Origin of the sequence: Neotabrizicola paludis (assembly GCF_044142105.1) — a bacterium.
Taxonomy (GTDB): Bacteria; Pseudomonadota; Alphaproteobacteria; order Rhodobacterales; family Rhodobacteraceae; genus Pseudogemmobacter.
Window position 1 is genome coordinate 1 of sequence record NZ_JBGTYM010000016.1, and the last position, 18,117, is coordinate 18,117.

15 protein-coding genes, 1 tRNA gene and 1 pseudogene are annotated in these 18,117 nt (G+C 64.4%); 12 read left to right on the forward strand and 5 right to left on the reverse strand.

The annotated features are described in order from the left end of the window. Window positions 1-20: 20 nt before the first annotated feature. Complete coding sequence (locus ACED67_RS21025) at window positions 21-194, reverse strand: hypothetical protein (RefSeq protein ID WP_395543701.1); 174 nt, start codon at window positions 192-194, stop codon at window positions 21-23. Window positions 195-454: 260 nt separating this feature from the next. Between ACED67_RS21025 and ACED67_RS21030 the strand changes: the two genes are divergently transcribed. Genes ACED67_RS21030 through mnhG form a run of 6 tightly spaced genes read left to right on the forward strand, consistent with a single transcriptional unit; the run spans window position 455 to window position 6,452 of the window. Beyond that, window positions 455-3,340 carry a monovalent cation/H+ antiporter subunit A gene (locus ACED67_RS21030; protein ID WP_395543702.1) on the forward strand — a complete coding sequence of 962 codons (2,886 nt, stop codon included), beginning with the start codon at window positions 455-457 and terminating at the stop codon, window positions 3,338-3,340. Further along, a complete protein-coding gene (locus tag ACED67_RS21035; protein ID WP_395543703.1) occupies window positions 3,340-3,684 on the forward strand; it encodes a Na+/H+ antiporter subunit C in 345 nt (114 codons plus the stop codon). The genes ACED67_RS21030 and ACED67_RS21035 overlap by 1 nt, the downstream gene beginning before the upstream one ends. Next, complete coding sequence (locus tag ACED67_RS21040; protein ID WP_395543704.1) at window positions 3,681-5,312, forward strand: monovalent cation/H+ antiporter subunit D; 1,632 nt, start codon at window positions 3,681-3,683, stop codon at window positions 5,310-5,312. The genes ACED67_RS21035 and ACED67_RS21040 overlap by 4 nt, the downstream gene beginning before the upstream one ends. Beyond that, window positions 5,309-5,797 (forward strand): Na+/H+ antiporter subunit E, encoded by a 489-nt coding sequence (locus tag ACED67_RS21045; protein WP_395543705.1) that lies wholly within the window; start codon window positions 5,309-5,311, stop codon window positions 5,795-5,797. The genes ACED67_RS21040 and ACED67_RS21045 overlap by 4 nt, the downstream gene beginning before the upstream one ends. After that, window positions 5,794-6,072, forward strand: coding sequence for a K+/H+ antiporter subunit F (locus tag ACED67_RS21050; RefSeq protein WP_395543706.1), 279 nt, complete (start codon window positions 5,794-5,796; stop codon window positions 6,070-6,072). Before ACED67_RS21045 ends, ACED67_RS21050 begins: the two co-directional genes overlap by 4 nt. After that, complete coding sequence (gene mnhG / locus ACED67_RS21055) at window positions 6,069-6,452, forward strand: monovalent cation/H(+) antiporter subunit G (RefSeq protein WP_395543707.1); 384 nt, start codon at window positions 6,069-6,071, stop codon at window positions 6,450-6,452. The genes ACED67_RS21050 and mnhG overlap by 4 nt, the downstream gene beginning before the upstream one ends. A gap of 83 nt (window positions 6,453-6,535) precedes the next feature. On the opposite strand, the pseudogene ACED67_RS21060 reads toward mnhG, so the two are convergent. Further along, a pseudogene (locus tag ACED67_RS21060) lies at window positions 6,536-7,156 on the reverse strand (IS6 family transposase). Window positions 7,157-7,364: 208 nt separating this feature from the next. Here ACED67_RS21060 and ACED67_RS21065 point away from each other — a divergent pair. Further along, window positions 7,365-8,336 carry a helix-hairpin-helix domain-containing protein gene (locus tag ACED67_RS21065; RefSeq protein ID WP_395543708.1) on the forward strand — a complete coding sequence of 324 codons (972 nt, stop codon included), beginning with the start codon at window positions 7,365-7,367 and terminating at the stop codon, window positions 8,334-8,336. Window positions 8,337-8,551: 215 nt separating this feature from the next. Beyond that, on the forward strand, window positions 8,552-9,031 hold the full coding sequence (locus ACED67_RS21070) for a 2'-5' RNA ligase family protein (protein ID WP_395543735.1): 480 nt from the start codon (window positions 8,552-8,554) through the stop codon (window positions 9,029-9,031). Between the two features lie 12 nt (window positions 9,032-9,043). On the opposite strand, the gene ACED67_RS21075 is transcribed toward ACED67_RS21070, so the two are convergent. Next, a complete protein-coding gene (locus ACED67_RS21075) occupies window positions 9,044-10,003 on the reverse strand; it encodes an IS481 family transposase (RefSeq protein ID WP_395543709.1) in 960 nt (319 codons plus the stop codon). A 754-nt stretch (window positions 10,004-10,757) separates the two neighbouring features. Between ACED67_RS21075 and ACED67_RS21080 the strand changes: the two genes are divergently transcribed. Both ACED67_RS21080 and ACED67_RS21085 read left to right on the forward strand, forming a co-directional pair. Then, window positions 10,758-12,320 (forward strand): recombinase family protein, encoded by a 1,563-nt coding sequence (locus tag ACED67_RS21080; protein WP_395543710.1) that lies wholly within the window; start codon window positions 10,758-10,760, stop codon window positions 12,318-12,320. After that, entirely contained in the window at window positions 12,317-13,876 is a 1,560-nt protein-coding gene (locus ACED67_RS21085) for a plasmid partitioning protein RepB C-terminal domain-containing protein (RefSeq protein WP_395543711.1), read from the forward strand. Before ACED67_RS21080 ends, ACED67_RS21085 begins: the two co-directional genes overlap by 4 nt. Window positions 13,877-14,238: 362 nt before the next feature. Here the strand turns inward: ACED67_RS21085 and ACED67_RS21090 are convergent. Together ACED67_RS21090 and ACED67_RS21095 are read right to left on the reverse strand one after the other, a co-directional pair. Then, window positions 14,239-14,328, reverse strand: a tRNA-Ser gene (locus ACED67_RS21090). Window positions 14,329-14,859: 531 nt separating this feature from the next. After that, entirely contained in the window at window positions 14,860-15,288 is a 429-nt protein-coding gene (locus ACED67_RS21095; RefSeq protein WP_395543712.1) for a DUF1489 family protein, read from the reverse strand. A 122-nt stretch (window positions 15,289-15,410) separates the two neighbouring features. Between ACED67_RS21095 and ACED67_RS21100 the strand changes: the two genes are divergently transcribed. Both ACED67_RS21100 and ACED67_RS21105 read left to right on the forward strand, forming a co-directional pair. Next, window positions 15,411-17,699 carry an adenosylcobalamin-dependent ribonucleoside-diphosphate reductase gene (locus ACED67_RS21100; protein WP_395543713.1) on the forward strand — a complete coding sequence of 763 codons (2,289 nt, stop codon included), beginning with the start codon at window positions 15,411-15,413 and terminating at the stop codon, window positions 17,697-17,699. A 160-nt stretch (window positions 17,700-17,859) separates the two neighbouring features. Further along, window positions 17,860-18,066 carry a cold-shock protein gene (locus ACED67_RS21105; protein WP_395543714.1) on the forward strand — a complete coding sequence of 69 codons (207 nt, stop codon included), beginning with the start codon at window positions 17,860-17,862 and terminating at the stop codon, window positions 18,064-18,066. Window positions 18,067-18,117 lie beyond the last annotated feature (51 nt).

Below are 18,117 nucleotides of genomic sequence, written 5' to 3' on the forward strand. Positions count from 1 at the left end.
AACCCGTCAGGCGGCATTCATCACTCGGCTTCAAGAGCCCCATCGACTTCGAGCGAAAGGGCCGGGAACTGAGCTAACGCTCTCCACCAAACCCGGGCAAGTCCAGAGAGCGGGAACCGAATGGTGAGCATCAGCGCAAAGTGGACGATCGACGGGCTGGTCTTGAAGCAGCGGAACGGCGAGCGCTCGGTCATCCGGCGAGCCTAGCGGACAACCCGACCCCAACGGCAAGCGCGGTTCCTCTGTCAACACCCGCCTGGACGATCAGCAGCGGGTTACCGTCACAAACGGCCGGGATCCGACTTGAAACGGCGGATATGAGGACTTAATCGAGAGCAACGTCCCTCCAACGATTTGAGGCATGGGCATCAACCGCCGCTGGCGGTCATGCTCTTGACTTGTCAACCGGAAGGATCTGGACCGCCACCGCTGAAGAAAGGGCACCTCCGGGCGCATGATCGAAGAAAACCTGCTGCTCATCCTGGTCGGACTGCCCTTTGCCGCGGCGATCGCGGCAAGCACGGTCCGGGCGTCGGCGCATGGCGCGGCGGCGCTCGTCTCGGGGCTGCTCCTCGCGGCAGGTCTGGCGATCCTCGCCGTGCTGCACGCCCCGATCAGCGAGGGCCAGGTGCTGCGCGGCACGCTGCGCTGGGTTCCCACGCTGGGCCTGGACCTGGGCTTCCGCATGGATGCCTTCGTCTGGATGTTCGTGACGCTGGTCTTCGCCATCGGCATCCTGGTCCTGATCTACGCCCGTTACTACCTGTCCAAGGCCGATCCCGTCCCCCGCTTCTATGCCTTCCTCATGGCCTTCACCGGGGCCATGGTCGGCATGCTGATGTCGGGCAACATCCTGATGCTGGTGGTCTTCTGGGAGCTGACCTCGATCCTCTCCTTCCTTCTGATCGGCTATTGGCACCAGAAGCAGGCGGCGCGCGACGGGGCACGGATGGCGCTGATCGTCACCGGCCTCGGCGGGCTTTGTCTGCTGGTCGCCATGCTGATCCTGGGCCAGATCGTCGGCAGCTACGACCTGGACCGCGTGCTCGCGGCGGGAGACATCGTGCGGGCCGATCCGCTCTATCCGCTGGTGCTGGGCCTTTTCCTTCTGGGCTGCTTCACCAAATCGGCGCAGATGCCGTTCCATTTCTGGCTGCCCGGCGCCATGGCCGCGCCCACGCCGGTCTCGGCCTTCCTGCATTCGGCCACCATGGTGAAGGCCGGGGTCTTCCTGCTGGTGCGCTTCTCGCCCGTCCTGGGCCAGACCGATCTGTGGTTCTTCGCCGTGGTCGGCACGGGGATGGTGACGCTGGTCCTCGGCTCGCTGATTGCGCTCTTCCGGCATGACCTGAAGGGCCTCCTCGCCTATTCCACCATCAGCCATCTGGGCCTGATCACCGCGCTGACCGGGATCGGGTCCAATGCCGCGATCCTGGCCGCGATGTTCCACATCGTGAACCATGCGGTCTTCAAGGCCTCGCTCTTCATGACCGCCGGGATCATCGACCATGAGACGGGCACCCGCGACATGCGCAAGCTGAGCGGGCTGATCCGCTACATGCCGATCACCGGGGCGCTGGCCATCGTCGCCTCGGCCGCAATGGCGGGGGTGCCGCTGTTGAACGGCTTCATCTCGAAGGAGATGTTCTTCGCCGAGGCCGCCGATTGGCACAATGGCAGCTGGCTGGATGACTCGCTGCCTTATTTCGCCACCCTGGCCGGGGCCTTCGCCGTCGCCTATTCGGTGCGCTTCATCGCCACCGTGTTCTTCGGGCCAGCGCCGCAGGATCTGCCGAAGGAACCGCATGAGCCGCCCGCGCTGATGCGCCTGCCGGTGCAGCTTCTGGTTCTGGTCTGCCTGGTCGTCGGCATCCTGCCCGGCCTGACGCTGGGGCCCACGCTGAACCTGGCCGCGCAATCGGTGCTGGGGGCGGATCTGCCCTACAAGGACATTGCCGTCTGGCACGGCTTCAACACGCCCCTGGTGATGAGCCTGATCGCCCTGGGCGTCGGCGTCATCATGTATGGGGTGCTGGGACGCTGGATCGCCGAAGGCCCGGAGGGCCCGCCGCTGATGCACCGCGTTCGGGCGCAGCGGGTGTTCGAGAAGCTGCTGCTGGCGCTGACCTGGCGGTTCCCCCGCGTGGTCCACCGCATCTTCGGTACGGAGAGGTTGCAGCCGCAGATCCGGCTGATCGTCTTGCTGACGATTCTGGCCGGAGGCGCGACGCTGTGGGGCGTCCTGCAACTGGCGCCCCAATTGCGGACCACGCCGTTCAACCCGGCCTTTGCCCTTCTCTGGGCGGTCGGCGGGGTCTGTGCCGTGGGGGCGGCCTGGCTGGCCAAGTATCACCGCTTCGCCTCGGTCGTCCTTCTGGGCGGGGCGGGGGTCGTCACCTGCATGACCTTCGCCTGGGCCTCGGCCCCCGATCTGGCGGTGACGCAGCTTCTGGTGGAGATCGTGACCACCGTGCTTCTGCTGCTGGGCCTGCGCTGGATGCCGAAGCGGCGCGAGGAGATCGCGGCGGACAAGCTGCTGCCCGCCCGCATCCGCCGGGGCGGCGACGCGGTGATCGCGATGGTCGGCGGGGCCGGCCTGGCCGCGATCGCCTATGTGATGATGACCTGGCCGCTGTTCCCGAACGTGGGCGACTGGTTCCTGCGCAACGCCTATTACGAGGGGGCGGGCACCAATGCCGTCAACGTCATCCTCGTCGATTTCCGTGCCTTCGACACGTTCGGCGAGATCACTGTACTGGCCATCGTCGGCATCACCGTCTTCGCCTTGCTGCGTCGCTTCCGGCCGGCGCCGGAAAGCACCATGTCGATCCGGGAAAAGGCCGGATTGGAAGACCGCAGCCTGGCCGATGCCCTGCTGGTGCCCTCGGTCATCATGCGCTGGATGTTCCCGGTGATGATCGTGCTGGCGGCCTATTTGTTCTTCCGCGGCCATGACCTTCCGGGCGGCGGCTTCGCGGCAGGGGTGACGATCTCGGTCGCCATCCTGATGCAATATCTGGCCCACGACGTGCGCTGGGTCGAGGACCGGCTGACCGTCCTGCCGGTGCGCTGGATGGGCTTCGGCCTGCTAATCGCCGGAGCTACCGGGGTCGGGGCCTTCCTCTTCGGCTATCCGTTCCTGACCATGTATGCCCGCTACATGACCCTGCCGCTGATCGGCGAGGTGCCGGCCGCGACGGCGCTGATCTTCGATGCCGGGGTGTTCTCGCTGGTCGTGGGCGCCACGGTCCTGATGCTGATCGCCGTGGCCCACCAGTCGCTGCGCCGCGCCCGGATGCGCGAGCGCATCAGCGCCCCGGCGTCAGAGGAGGAGGCGTGATGGAAGCCGTCCTGTCCGCAGCCATCGGCATCCTGGCCGCCTCGGGGATCTGGCTGCTGCTGCGCCCCCGCACCTTCCAGGTGATCATCGGCCTTTGCCTGCTCTCCTATGCGGTCAACCTCTTCATCTTCTCGATGGGGCGGATCACGCTGGGCGCGCCGCCGATCATGGGCAAGAGCTGGTATGTGAACCCCGCCGCCTATGCCGACCCGCTGCCGCAGGCGCTGGTGCTGACGGCCATCGTAATCAGCTTCGCCACCACCGCGCTGTTCTTGGTGGTGCTGATCGCCTCGCGCGGGTTGACCGGCAATGACCATGTCGACGGGCAGGAGCGTGAACAGTGACGTTGGGCCCCGAACATCTGATCATCGCGCCAATCCTGATCCCCTTCTTCGCCGGGGCGCTTCTCCTCGTCTATGACGAGAGGCAGCGGCGCGCCAAGTTGACGATCGGCCTGATCGCCATCGCGGCGACGCTTCTCGTCTCGGTCGAGCTGCTGGTGCGATCCAAGACCAGCGCCTTCACCGGCAACAGCGAGATTGGCTTCTACCTCCTCGGCGACTGGGCCGCGCCCTACGGGATCACGCTGGTCGTGGACCGGCTCTCGGCGATGATGCTGGTGCTGACCGGGCTTCTGGCCCTGCCCGCGCTCCTCTACGCGGCGGCGGGCTGGCACCGCCAGGGCCAGCATTTCCACAGCATGTTCCAATTCCTGGTGATGGGGCTGAACGGCGCCTTCCTGACCGGCGACCTGTTCAATCTCTTCGTGTTCTTCGAGGTTCTTCTGGCCGCGTCCTACGGACTTCTCCTGCATGGAGGAGGCGCGCTGCGCGTGCTGGGTGGGCTTCACTACATCGCCATCAACCTCACCGGCTCACTTCTGTTCCTGATCGGCGTCAGCCTGGTCTACGGGGCCACCGGCACGCTGAACATGGCGCAGCTATCGATGCTGGTCCCCGCCCTGCCCGAGGCGCGCCTGCCGCTGTTCCAAGCCGGGGCCGCGTTCATGGCGTTGGCATTCCTGATCAAGTCCGGGATCTGGCCGATGTCCTTCTGGCTGCCCACCGCCTATATGGCCGGGGCAGCGCCGGTGGCGGCGATGTTCGCCATCATGACCAAGGTCGGGGTCTATGTGATCCTGCGCCTGTCTTTCCTGATCTTCGGCACCGGCGCTGCGGCCTCGGCCGGGTTCGGGGCCGAGGTGGTGATCCTCGGCGGCCTCGCCACCATCGCCTTCGGCCTGCTGGGCGTCCTCGCCTCGCAAGGCCTGGGCCGGATCGCCGCGCATCTGGTGCTGGTTTCCTCGGGCACGGTCCTCGCGGCCGGGGGCTTCGTGATGATGGGCGCCGAGCCGCAGATCCTGTCGGCGGCGCTGTTCTACCTGGTGTCCTCCACCCTCGCGATCTCGGCCCTGTTCCTGCTGATCGAACCGATGAGCCGCGAGGACGGCAGCATCGCCTCGATGCTGGCCCTGACCGCCGATGCCTATGGTCTGGACGAGCAGGACGAGGAGACCGCGCCCGAGGTGGGCCTGGCCATCCCCGGCACGCTGACCGTGCTGGGCCTGGCCTTCGGTGCTTGCGTCATCGCTCTGGCCGGGCTGCCGCCGCTCTCGGGCTTCCTGGGCAAGCTTGGGATGCTGCAGGGTCTGCTGTCCGAAGGCGCCGCGACCCCAGGCCTGTCCTGGGCCTTCGTCATCCTGCTGATCCTCTCGGGCTTCGCCACGCTCCTCTCGCTCGGCCGCGTCGGCATCCAGACCTTCTGGGCCACCGAGGGCGAGCCCCCCCGCGTCCTGGCGCTGGAGATCGTTCCCGTCGTGGTGCTGATCGCCATGCTTCTGGCGCTGACGGTCAAGGCCGATGTCACCCTGCGCTACATGCGCGACGTGGGCGAGGCGTTGCAGCAATCCTCGATCTATGCCGAAGGCGTGCTGGGCGCCCCCCGCGCCACGGAAGAGGAGGGCGGCCCGTGACCCGTGTCCTGCCCCATCCGCTGATCACCGCAGCGCTGGTCCTGATGTGGCTTCTGCTGACCCGCTTCTCGCTGGGCCATCTGCTGCTGGGCTCGGTCATCGCGGTCCTGGCCGGGCTGGCCCTGGGCCGGATCGAGTCGCAGGCCCCCCGCATCCGGTCCTGGTCGGCGCTGTTCCGGCTGCTCGGCCGGGTCGCGCTGGACATCGTCCGCTCCAACGCGGCGGTTGCCTGGCTGATCCTGACCGGCGGCCGCCGCGGCACGCGCCGGTCCGGCTTCGTGCTGGTGCCGCTGCGCCTGCGCGATCCAGTGCCGCTTGCCCTGCTGGCGATCATCCTGACGGCCACGCCCGGGACCGCCTGGCTGGAACATGACAGCGAGGCCGGGACGCTGCTGTTACATGTCTTCGACCTAATCGACGAGGAGGAATGGTCCGTGCTGATCCGTGACCGCTACGAGACGCTGCTGCTGGAGGCTTTCGCATGAGCACGGTTCTGTGGCTTGCCCTGACCTGGGCGCAGTTCGCCCTCGGCCTTGCGGCCTGCCTATCGGCGTGGCGCATCATCGCCGGACCGCGCGCGCAGGACCGGGTCCTGGGGCTGGACGCCCTCTACATCATCACAATGCTGCTGTTCATCGTCACCGGGATGCGCCTTGGAACGCCATTCCTGTTCGAGGCCGCGCTGGTGATCGCCATCGGGGGCTTCGTCGGCACGGTGACCTTGGCCAAGTTCATCCTGCGCGGCGAGGTGATCGAATGACCGCGCTCGAGGGTCTGCCGTCCTGGCTGATGGGCATCGTGGCCGCGCTTCTGGTCCTTGGCAGCACGCTGACCCTGCTGGGCGCCTTTGGCCTGGTCCAGCTGCGGACCTTCTACGACCGCCTCCACGCCCCGACCCTGGGCACCAGCTGGGGTGCGGCGGGGATCCTGCTGGCCTCGCTCCTCGCATGGTCCTGGCTGCAGAACCGGTTTTTCGCGCATGAGCTGGTGATCGGCATATTCGTCATCATAACGACGCCGGTCACGCTGACGCTCCTTGGCCGGGCGGCCTTGAACCGGGATCGCGATGAGGCTCACGTCATGGTGCCCCCCGTCGTCGCCCCGAGCTGCCCTGCCCCGCCGCAAGCAGACTCCCTCTGACAAGGCCATCCTACGCCAGGATACGGACGGGTGCTGTCAGACGAATGCGAACCGGTCTCTGTTTCCCCTACCCCACCCGCCTGTCAGGCAGCGAAAAGGCCGCGCCACGCGGCGAGGGCGGCGGCGCGGGTCTGTTTTGTAGGCGTTGCGATCTTGGAGGTGGCGCTCGGTCGGAAAGTGGGTGTGGACCGCGTCATGCACTGAAGCGAACTTCTGCAAGGTATGCATGCGGCGGAACGGCAAGTGTGAATTCTCGGCCCGATTGTTGAGCCAGCGCCGCAGGAGCGAAGCTGGTCCGTCACGATGGTCTCGGGTCGTCCGTACGGTTTCATCGATTTCCTGAGGAATTTCAGGGCCGCCTTGCGGTCCCGCGGCCTGGTGATGACGCTTTCCTGCACCTCGCCCTCATGGACGACGCCCCGCCAGAGGCAGGGCATCTCGTCATTGATCCTCACCTAGACCTCGTCCGCGTGTCCGCGCCAGTGCCGGCGGGCGCGCATCCGGTCAACCCGCATGCCCCTGATCTCCGACGCGAAGATCGGGACGAACCGGTTCCACCACGAGCGAACCGTCTCGTGGCTGTTCTCGATCCCGCGTTCGTGCAGCAGGTCCTCGACATTGCGCGGAGAGAGCGGGAACCGGATGGTGAGCATCACCGCAAGGCGGATGATCGAGGGGCTGCGGAACGGCGAGCGGTTAGGCATCCGGGAAGGCCAGCGAACACCCCGCCCCGCGGCAAGCTCGGTTCCTCTGACAACGCCAACGGCTGGGCGCCAAGGACTGTTCTCTCGTCTCCGTCATGATCCCGACTGCGTCCGGCGTTGCTTCAACCAGATCAAGGGGTTCGGCGTCTGCGGCTTTCCAGAAAGCCATGCGGTCAGCTTTGCGCTGCTGGTCTATGTGTCCAGCTGGATGAAATGCCACCAGCCGGCGGCCTTTGCCTGCGCGCTGCTGAATTCCCAGCCGATGGGGTTCTACGCCCCCGCCCAGATCGTCCGCGACGCCCGCGAACATGGGGTGGAGCTGCGCGAGACGGATGTGAATTTCAGCAACTGGGACAATACCTTGGAGCCCTCAGGCAACCAGTTCGCCCTGCGGCTGGGGCTGCGGCAGGAAGTGGCGGAACGGCTGATGGCCGCCCGCGACGAACCCTTTGCCGATATCCCCGATCTCGTCACCCGCGCCCGGCTTGATGGCCGCACGATCCGCGCCCTCGCGGCGGCAGATGCCTTCCGCTCCATGGGCCTCGTCCGCCGGGCGGCATTGTGGGAAGCGAAGGCGCTAAAGGATGCCCCCGACCTGCCGCTGTTCCGCAGCGACCGCGACGAGGGGGCCGAGCCGCGCATCAGCCTGCCTGCCATGCCGGTCTGCGAACACGTGGTGGCCGATTGCCAGACCCTGCGCCTGTCCCTGAAAGCACACCCCATGGCCTTCCTGCGCGCCAGCATGGCCAGGCAGGGCTATGCGCGCGCCGTGGACCTAGCCGGTTGCCGCAACGGCCAGCGCCTGCAACTCGCCGGGCTGGTCCTTGTCCGCCAGCGCCCCGGCAGCGCCAAGGGCGTCTGCTTCATCACGCTGAAGGATGAGACGGGGGTGGCCAATCTGGTGGTCTGGCCCGAGGTCATGACTGCCTTTCGCAAGGTGATCATGACCACCCGGCTGCTGCAGGTGACCGGTCGGTTGCAACGCGATCCGGCATCCGGCGTGACCCATATCGTGGTCGAGGCCTTGCAGGACCGCAGCGACATCCTTCTGCGCCTGTCCGACCGCAGCCTGATGCCGCCCCTTTCCCGCGCGGACGAGGAGAAGCACCCGATCCCGGCGCCCACCCCCGGCCATCCGAGGAATGCACGTATCGTCGCCGCTCCAAGGGATTTCCATTAACGGGCCAGCCCGGCCGAACCTGGTAGAGCAGAAGGCCAGCGACAAAAAGAACTTGCCCGATCAATCCGATGCAGATCAACTGAGAACGGTACAGAATGCTGGATCATAGCCTCGTGACGCAATCAAAACCGGCACAACGCCCCGGCCACGTCTTGTTCTTTGCCGCAGTCCCGCCGTCCGAGATCAAGGATCAGTTGGCCAAGGCATGGCAAGCAATGGGGACCGGAGAACCGTTCCGAGCCGACACCCTTCACCTCAGCATCTACGCGGTTGCGGGCTTGGATCATCTGCATCCAATGCTTGTCCAGCGCGCGCGCCAGGCCGCCAACGCTTTGCGGACTGCCCCTTTCACCCTTCGCCTTGATCGGCTGATGACGTTCAATGGCGCTCCCGGCAACTACCCGCTTGTCGCGACGACCGAGGGCAGGAACCACAAACTCAACGAGATTGCAGCGGACCTGCATGCGGCTTGCCGCAGGTTAGGCCTTCCCGGGTCCCGCTCCACAAAACCCACACCGCATGTGACGCTCGCCTATGGGCCCGGCTTCTCCGAGCCGAGGATGCTCACAACACCAAGCCTTTGGACAATCGAGGAAGTCATATTAATTGACAGTCTTCAGGGTCAAAGCCGCCATGTGTCGCTTGGTCGATGGCCACTTTCGGAGGATAAGCAACAACCACGGTTTGATTTCTAGCGCCACGACGCCCTAGGTGTTCAGTCCCGGCATCTGGTGGATCGGATCGAGGATGAATCGATCTGGTTCTGATGTCCAGATTTTGCAGATGTATTCGTAGGGGGTGAGGCCGCCGAGCGTTTTGAGCCGGCGGGCGAAGTTGTAGGCCGCCAAGAAGTCCGCGAGGTGGGTTCGCAGCTGGTCGTGGCTGCCGTAATGGAACCGTTTCACAGTCGCGTCCTTGATCGTCCGGTTCATTCGTTCGACCTGGCCGTTCGTCCAAGGGTGGTTCGGCTTGGTCAGCCGGTGCTCGATCCCGTTGGCTTCACAGATCATGTCGAAGCGCATTGGCCGAGAATAGACGGTGTTCCGGCTCCGGGGCTGCTCGGTGAACTGGATGCCGTTGTCGGCGAGAATGGTGTGAACCTGGTAGGGCACGGCTTCGAGCATGTGCTGCAGGAACTCCCATGCCGTCTTTCTGTCAGCAGTTGCACCGAGTTGAGCGACAGCGAACTTGGAAGTTCGGTCGATACCGACGAACAGGTAGAGCTTTCCCTCGCCGGTCTGAACCTCGGCAATGTCGATGTGGAAGAAGCCGATGGGATACCGCTTGAACTTCTGGCGCTTTGGCTTGTCACCATCGACATCGGGCAGACGCGAGATGCGATGACGCTGCAAGCACCGATGCAGTGCTGACCGTGTCAGGTGCGGGATCGACGACTGCAGGGCATATAGACAGTCGTCCAGCGGCAGGAGCGTGTGGCGCCGGAAGGCAACGACCATCGCCTCCTCGGCCTCGGTCAGCACGGTGGACCGAGGCTCGGTCGGCCCAGCCTTCATATCCTCGACCGTCGCCCGCTTCCGCCACTTCGCCACCGTCTTGGGGTTAATGCCGAGTTCCCGGCTCAACTGCGCGAGCGAAGCCTGCGATCGCTGTATTGCTGCTCTGACGGCGTGCGTGGTCGTGGCGCTCCCGTGACGAACTTGTCCCATAGTGCTTCCTTCCATTCCTTCGAAAGGATCGCACCATCAAACCGTGGGATCAAACAGCTAAGTTCCCTGTTCCTGTCGAGCAGGGAATTCTCCCGCAACCCACGGAAATTGCGCGATGATTCCGAGGCCGAAATCCCAAGATCGGCCCGGAAAATCGGATAATCCCTGTTAATTCCCTGTTCTTGCATCGGCCCCAAACCGAACCGGGCGCGCCGCCTGCGGAGACGCGGGGCCAAATTGCAGGGAAGATCAAGGAGGTGGAGCGTCTCCGTCCAGGAACAGCACGCCTAACCCCCGGAAACACGGGAGAATATCGGCGGAAACCGAAAATCATTTATTATCAATATGTTATGGCGGATGGGCCAGTCCGGAGCTATCCCGTCTCTACAAAATTCCCTGCAAACAGGGAAAATAACAGGGAATTTCCGCTGTTTTCGGCCGTTTTGAGCCAATGCGCCCAAAATCCTTGCGACTCTTCAACGCGTTATCAAAGATTTCCCTGCCACCGGGAACAGGGAACTTTTTCGGGCCAAACAGGGTAGTTTTCCACTCGAGCAGGGAACAGGATCTTGCCCGATGGCTCGCCGGCACGATCCAGCCGATGCGGGTTTTCGATCCCGTTTGGTCGGCGCCTCTCGCGCGAAAATCTGCTATCTTCCGCCGGACTCATAGCATGACGATCGACCTTACCCGGTGCTCATGGCACCGGCGATGACTGCTTTTGTCCCGACGGAGACGGAGGCCGAACCCGGTGGTGGATCCCGCGTTCACAGGGAAAGCACGCGACGGCCCGCCGCTGGTCCGGGCCGCCGAATATGTGCGCATGTCGACCGATCATCAGCGCTACTCGACCGAGAACCAGGCAGACGCGATCCAGGCCTATGCAGCCTTGCGAGGCATGGAAGTCGTCCGCACCTATGCCGACGAGGGCAAGAGCGGGTTGCTGATCAAAGGCCGGGACGCCCTGGAACAGTTGATCGAGACCGTCACCACGGGAAAGGCGGATTTCGAAGCGATCCTCGTTTACGACGTCAGCCGTTGGGGGCGTTTTCAGGATGCGGATGAGAGCGCCTATTACGAATACGTTTGCCGGCGTGCCGGCATCGCTGTGCACTACTGCGCCGAGCAGTTCGAGAACGACGGCGGTCCGATTTCGACAATCGTCAAGAGCATAAAGCGCGCCATGGCTGGTGAATTCAGCCGGGAGCTGTCCGGCAAGGTCTTTGCCGGGCAATGCCGTCTGATCGAGAAGGGCTTTCGTCAGGGCGGTCCGGCCGGGTTCGGCCTGCGCCGTCTTCTCATCGATCAGAACGGCGCACCCAAAGCCACGCTGGTGCAAGGCGAACAGAAGAGCCTGCAGACTGATCGTGTGGTGCTCGTCCCGGGGCCTGAGGAGGAAGTTGCCACTGTCGCGGAGATCTACCGCGCTTTCGTGCACGAGGGTCGGAACGAAGCGCAGATCGCCGAGGCTTTGAACGCCCGGGGCATCCTGACCGACCTCGGCCGGCCCTGGACCAGGGGCACCGTCCATCAGGTGTTGATCAACGAGAAGTACATCGGCACCAATGTCTGGAACCGGGTCTCCTTCAAACTCAAGAAGAAACGGGTGCGCAACGATCCCGACATCTGGATCCGGGCGCCGAACAGCTTTCCCGCTCTCATCGATCCGGCGCTCCATGAGGCCGCCAACCAGATCATCGCCGCACGTTCGGCCCGCCTGTCGGATGAGGACATGCTCGCCGCCCTGCAGGCGCTTCTGGAGCGGCAGGGCGCCTTGTCAGGCCTGATCATCGACGAGGCCGACGCAACCCCTTCCAGCAGCGCTTACAGCCATCGCTTTGGCAGTTTGCTCCGGGCCTATCAATTGGTCGGCTTCCGGCCCCGGCGCGACTATCGCTATATCGAGATCAACCGCGAACTCCGCCGTCTTCATCCCGGTGTCATTGATTCCGTATTGCACGGGATTTCCGCCGCGGGCGGTGCCGCCATTCGCGATGTGGAAACGGATATCGTAACCGTCAACGACGAGTTCACTCTGTCCCTGGTGATTGTCCGATGCACGCGCACGCAAGGTGGCACGCTGCGCTGGCGAGTACGGTTCGATACGGGACTCGTGCCGGACATCTCCGTCGTCATCCGGATGGACGAACTTAACCGCAAGCCTTTCGACTATTTCCTCTTTCCGCTCTTCGACATCGGCACAGGCAGGCTTCGTCTGGCCGAAGAGAATGGCCTCGCCCTCGACGGCTACCGTTTTGACAGCCTCGATCCGCTCTACGCGCTCGCAGAGCGCAAACCTCTCAGGGAGGTAGCATGACTGATCAACCCCGTCCCCAGCACCTTCAGATGATCCCGATCGACCGGATCGAGGTCCTGAATCCCCGCGCCCGCAACAAGCGCCAGCACAGGGAGATCGTCGACAATATCGATGCGGTCGGCCTCAAGCGACCGGTGACCGTTCGTGCCCATCCCGGGGATCCTGACCGCTACGATCTTGTGTGTGGCGAAGGTCGGCTCGACGCCTTCCGCTTGCTTGGACAGAACAAGATCCCCGCGGTGGTGATAGAGGCAGAAGATGCCGACTGCATGGTGATGAGCCTGGTCGAGAACATCGCACGCCGCCAGCACCGCCCGATTGACCTGATGGTCGAGATCGGCAGCCTGCACCGGCGCGGCTATACCGATCTCGTCATCGCCGGAAAGATCGGCTGCACCCAGAGCTGGGTCAACATGATTGTGACCCTTCTCGAGCGTGGAGAGGAACGGCTTGTGGCAGCGGTCGAAACCGGCCTCATCCCCATAAGCCTCGCCGTCGACATTGCACGCGCGAAGAACGATGACGTCCAAGCGCTCTTGATGGATGCCTATGAGGCCGGCCAGATCAGCCGGAGCGGCGGGACGCCCTTCAGCCGCGGCCATGTCTACCAGATCCTGACCAATCCACTCTATGCCGGCCGCATCCGGCACCGCGACAAGGTCTATCCGGGCCAGCATCCGGCGATCCTCGATCCTGTCGCTTGGGACGCGTTGCAGGAGCGGCTTGCTGCGGAAGCGGCGCGTAGCCGCGGCCACGCGAATGCGGCCGAACGCTCACCGCTGGTCGGCAAGCTTTTCGACGAGACCGACGACCGGCTGACCCCGAGCCATTCCCGCAAGAACGGCAAGCGCCTGCGCTATTACATCTCGCGCCGGCTAGTTACCGACAGGCGCGAGAGGCACCCCGATGCCTGGCGGCTGCCGGCCCGCGATCTCGAGACCGGCATCGCCCGCATCCTGCGGGATCATCTAAGCAAGCCCACGGTACTCACCGATCTGGTCCGCGATCTGTCGGCGTCCGAGATTCCCGGACTGCAAGAGAAGATGCGGTATCTAGCGATGGACTGCGACCCCGAGGGCAGTGCCGATCTCTGGGCACAGCTGCTGCGCCGCGCCGATCTCCAGCAGGGCAGCATTCTCCTGCGGCTCGACCGAAAGGTTCTGGCCGAACGGCTGGGTATCGCAGCGGATCGGATCGACAGCGCGGCCCGACGGATCAGCGCCTCCTTCCAGATGCAGCGCCGCGGCGTCGAGGCCCGCATCACCCTGGGTGCTGCCGTGCCGCAGGTCGACCCGGTCTTGGCGAAGAACATCCTGGCGGCACAGCGCTGGTATGCGGCCATCAAGGCCGGCACCTCCTTCGGCGATCTCGCCACCAAAGAGAAGACCACCACCAGCCGTATCCAGCAGATGATCGGCCTCGCCTTCCTCGCGCCGGATCTTCTCGATCAGGTCGCGGCAGGCCGCCAGCCCGTTGCCTTCACTTCGGAATGGGTCAAGCGGCGGCAGATGCCGGCGGACTGGGATCAGCAGCGGCAGATCGTCGGCGGGCTTTGATCCTCGGAAGCGTGGCGGTCGGGAATGCTCGCCGGCGCGTTCCAATCTCAGTGTGCATCACCAGCATGCTCTGAGCCTTGTATCTTTTACGAGGTTTGGCACCTTTGCGACAGTTCCGTGATCGCAACACCACCCCTTCGGACCGCCGCGTCAGCTTCGAATTGGCCCAAAGTCAAATCCAACGACAAAAGCCGCGGCCGAAAACCGTATCGCGCCAAATGCCAAACAGAGACTCGCGCCATTTCGGACGACTATTTCGCGTGCAAATTCAAGTCTCTAGGTGCCAGCGCACCTCGCAAGCTGCGGAAAATGCACCACAATTGCCATTAGTAAAAATCATTCAATATCAATGCGTTATGTGGTGGCGGAGTGGAAGGGATTCGAACCCTCGAGACGGTTCCCCGCCTGCACCCTTAGCAGGGGTGTGCCTTCGACCACTCGGCCACCACTCCGCCTGCCCGTATATCCACCAAGCCCAGGGGAAACAAGCGCATTTCTGGCAACGTTCATCCTTGGCGTTCGGCGGAGATTTTCAGCGGCTTTCCGTGACCTTCCTGCAAACTACACGCAATTCGCGTGGAAAATCGGTGCAGGGTTCGCCTGCTTCGCCCCCCTTGCTCGCTGGCCTATGCTGCGCGCGGCATCTCTCGGACGCGCACTCACTCACCGCAGCGCCCCATGTCTCCGGCAGGCCAAGGCGCAGCGTAACCCATAGGGTCCGTGCGGTCGCAGGCGTCTCGCCGGCCTCGTTGGCCAAAGCCCGCGCCGGCACAAAATCGAGGATCGAGGCAAGCTCGCTCTGTTTTGGCAATGGGGTTTTGCGGGCGACCCTGGCCTCGGCGGGCGTCAGAAGTCATCGTGCCCGCTCTGTTTCAAGGCTGTGCCTTCGACCGCTCGCCCCCCCCTCCGCCTGCCGCTCTATTGGGGTAGCGTGCGGGGCCAAGGCGGAAACTCTGCCCCATCCGCGGCTACAACGTGGCGGGTCAGCGCAACCCGATCTCGGCCAGAGCCTGTGCCAGTTCAGGCGGCAGGGCATCGTCGGCGGCCCGGCCTTTCGGCAGATCGCGCGGGCTGTCCTCGGGGTTCAGGTAGCGCCAGCCCTGGAAAGGACGGCGGGGTGCGGCCTCGGTGCGGATCAGCTCGGCATCCAGCACCAATCCGCAACGCAGGATGCCATCGGCGCCGCGCACTTCCTCAAGCCCCATCAGACGCTGGCGACACAGGACGACGCCCTTGATCACCCAGTAGAGCGAGCCGCCAGCCAGCACCTCATCCTCGCGCTTGGGCCACATCCGGGTGACATGCATTGCCCGGCCCTCGGGCCAGCGGCCGCGCTGGCTGGCCTGCCAGTCGGTCAGGTCCTCGACCGAGTCGGCCCCGACGCAGAGCTTCAGAAGGTTGACGAATCCCATGGTGCCAAGCATAGGCCCTGCCACCGCCACAGCAAGACCGCGCCTTCATTGACCCGGTCGCCCCCGGGATATATCCTGCGGCTTCCGCCTCAGCGCCCACCAGATCAAGGATAAATCGCCCCATGTCGCGATTCCATGCCCCCATCGCCGAATCCATCTGGGACATGAAGTATCGCTTCAAGGAAGCGGATGGCACGCCGATCGACGGCACGATCGAGGACAGCTGGCGCCGGATCGCCCGCGCGCTGGCGGAAACCGAGGCCGAGCCTGCGAAATGGGAAAGCGAATTCTACGCCGCTCTTGAGGACTTCAAGTTCCTGCCCGCCGGCCGCATCACCGCAGGTGCGGGCACCGGGCGCTCGGTCACACTGTTCAACTGCTTCGTCATGGGCACCATCCCCGACACGATGCCCGGCATTTTCGACGCGCTGAAAGAGGCCGCGCTGACCATGCAGCAGGGCGGCGGCATCGGTTATGATTTCTCGACCATCCGGCCGCGCGGCGCCGAGGTGAAGGGGGTCGCCGCCGACGCGTCTGGACCGCTCTCCTTCATGGATGTCTGGGATGCGATGTGCCGCACCATCATGTCTGCAGGCTCGCGCCGCGGCGCGATGATGGCGACGATGCGCTGCGATCATCCCGATGTGGAAGCCTTCATCGAGGCCAAGAAGGACCCGGCCCGGCTGCGCATGTTCAACCTCTCCGTCCTGGTGACTGATGCCTTCATGGCGGCGGTCAAGGCCGATGGCCCTTGGGAATTGCAGTTCGACGGCAAGGTCTACAAGACGCTGAACGCGCGAGATCTGTGGAACCGGATCATGCGCTCGACCTATGATTTCGCCGAACCGGGCGTGATCTTCATCGACCGGATCAATACCGCGAACAACCTGGGCTATGCCGAGACCATCGCCGCCACCAATCCCTGCGGCGAACAGCCCCTGCCGCCCTATGGCGCCTGCCTTCTGGGTTCGATCAACCTGCCGACGCTGGTCACCGGCGCCTTCACCGCCACGGCGCAGATGGATGCGGCCGCGCTGGACCGTCTGGTGCGCATCGCGGTGCGGATGATGGACAATGTCGTCGATGCCAGCCGCTTCCCCCTGCCCCAGCAGGCGCAAGAGGCGGCGGCCAAGCGGCGGATCGGGCTGGGCGTTACCGGGCTGGCCGATGCACTTCTGATGCTGGGCGCGCGCTATGGCAGCGATCAGGCCGTGGCCCTGACCGACCGCTGGATGCATGCGATTGCCCGCTCGGCCTATCTTGCCAGTGTCGATCTGGCACGCGAGAAGGGCACCTTCCCGCTGTTCGATGCCGAAGGCTTCCTTGCCAGCGGCAACATGCAGCGCATGGATGCCGATGTCCGCGCCGCCATCGCGCAGCACGGCATCCGCAACGCGCTCCTCACCTCGGTCGCGCCCACCGGGACGATCTCGCTTTACGCTGGCAATGTGTCCAGCGGGATCGAGCCGGTTTTCGCCTATGCCTATACCCGCAAGGTGCTGCAAAAGGACGGGAGCCGCACCGAGGAGGAGGTGGTGGATTACGCCGTCCGCCTCTGGCGCGAGACGCACGGCGACGCCCCCCTGCCCGACCATTTCGTCGACGCCCAGACCCTGCCGCCGCTTGACCATGTCAAGATGCAGGCTGCAGCGCAGAAATGGGTCGACAGCTCGATCTCCAAGACCATCAACTGCCCCGCCGATATCAGCTTTGACGATTTCAAGGAGGTCTACATGGCCGCCTGGGATCAGGGCTGCAAGGGCTGCACCACCTATCGCCCGAATGACGTGACCGGCTCGGTCCTGACCGTGGCCGAGGCGTCCGACAAGACCCCGGCCGAAGCCCCCGCCACCGTCCGCCAGACCAGCGACGGGGCCGAGGTGGTCTATCTGTCGGACCCGCTCGACCGGCCCGCCGCGCTGGAAGGCCAGACCTACAAGATCAAATGGCCGGGCAGCGAACACGCGCTTTACATCACCATCAATGACATCGTCATCGCCGGACACCGCCGCCCCTTCGAGGTCTTCATCAATTCGAAGAACATGGAGCATTTCGCCTGGACCGTGGCGCTGACCCGGATGATTTCGGCGGTCTTCCGGCGCGGCGGCGACATTTCCTTCGTCGTCGAGGAGCTGAAGGCCGTCTTCGATCCGCGCGGCGGCGCCTGGATGCGGGGCAAATACGTCCCCTCCATCCTTGCCGCCATCGGCGGGGTGATCGAACGCCATCTGATCGACATCGGCTTTATCGCTGGCGAGGGGCTGGGATTGAAATCCGACCCCAAAGCCGCCGTGATGGCGGTGGGCGAAACCCCGCGCGGCCCCGCCTGCCCGAATTGCGGCGCCTATGCGATGGTGATGAAGGAAGGCTGCATGACCTGCAATGACTGCGGCCATTCCAAATGCGGCTGAACGAATTCATTGGCTTTCCAGCCGAAAAAGGCGCATGGGACAGGGGCGACACCACTCGATCATCGAAATCCTGTCTCCTTGCGGCTTCAGTTCTCGATCTTTCTCGTGACGAAGCCGGGCCATCGCATTCCGCGGGTGGTGAAAGACAGGAGTAGACACGATGGCCAATGGCACCGTGAAATGGTTCAACAGCACCAAGGGTTTCGGCTTCATCGCGCCGGAAGGCAGCTCGAAGGATGTCTTCGTGCATATCTCGGCGATGGAACGCTCGGGCATCCGTGAACTGGCCGATGGCCAGAAGGTGACCTTCGACGTCGAGCGTGGCCGCGATGGCCGCGAATCGGCGATCAATCTGCAGCTGGCCTAAGCCCGCCGCATCTGCCGGATAAGGAAAGGCCCCGCCAATGCGGGGCCTTTT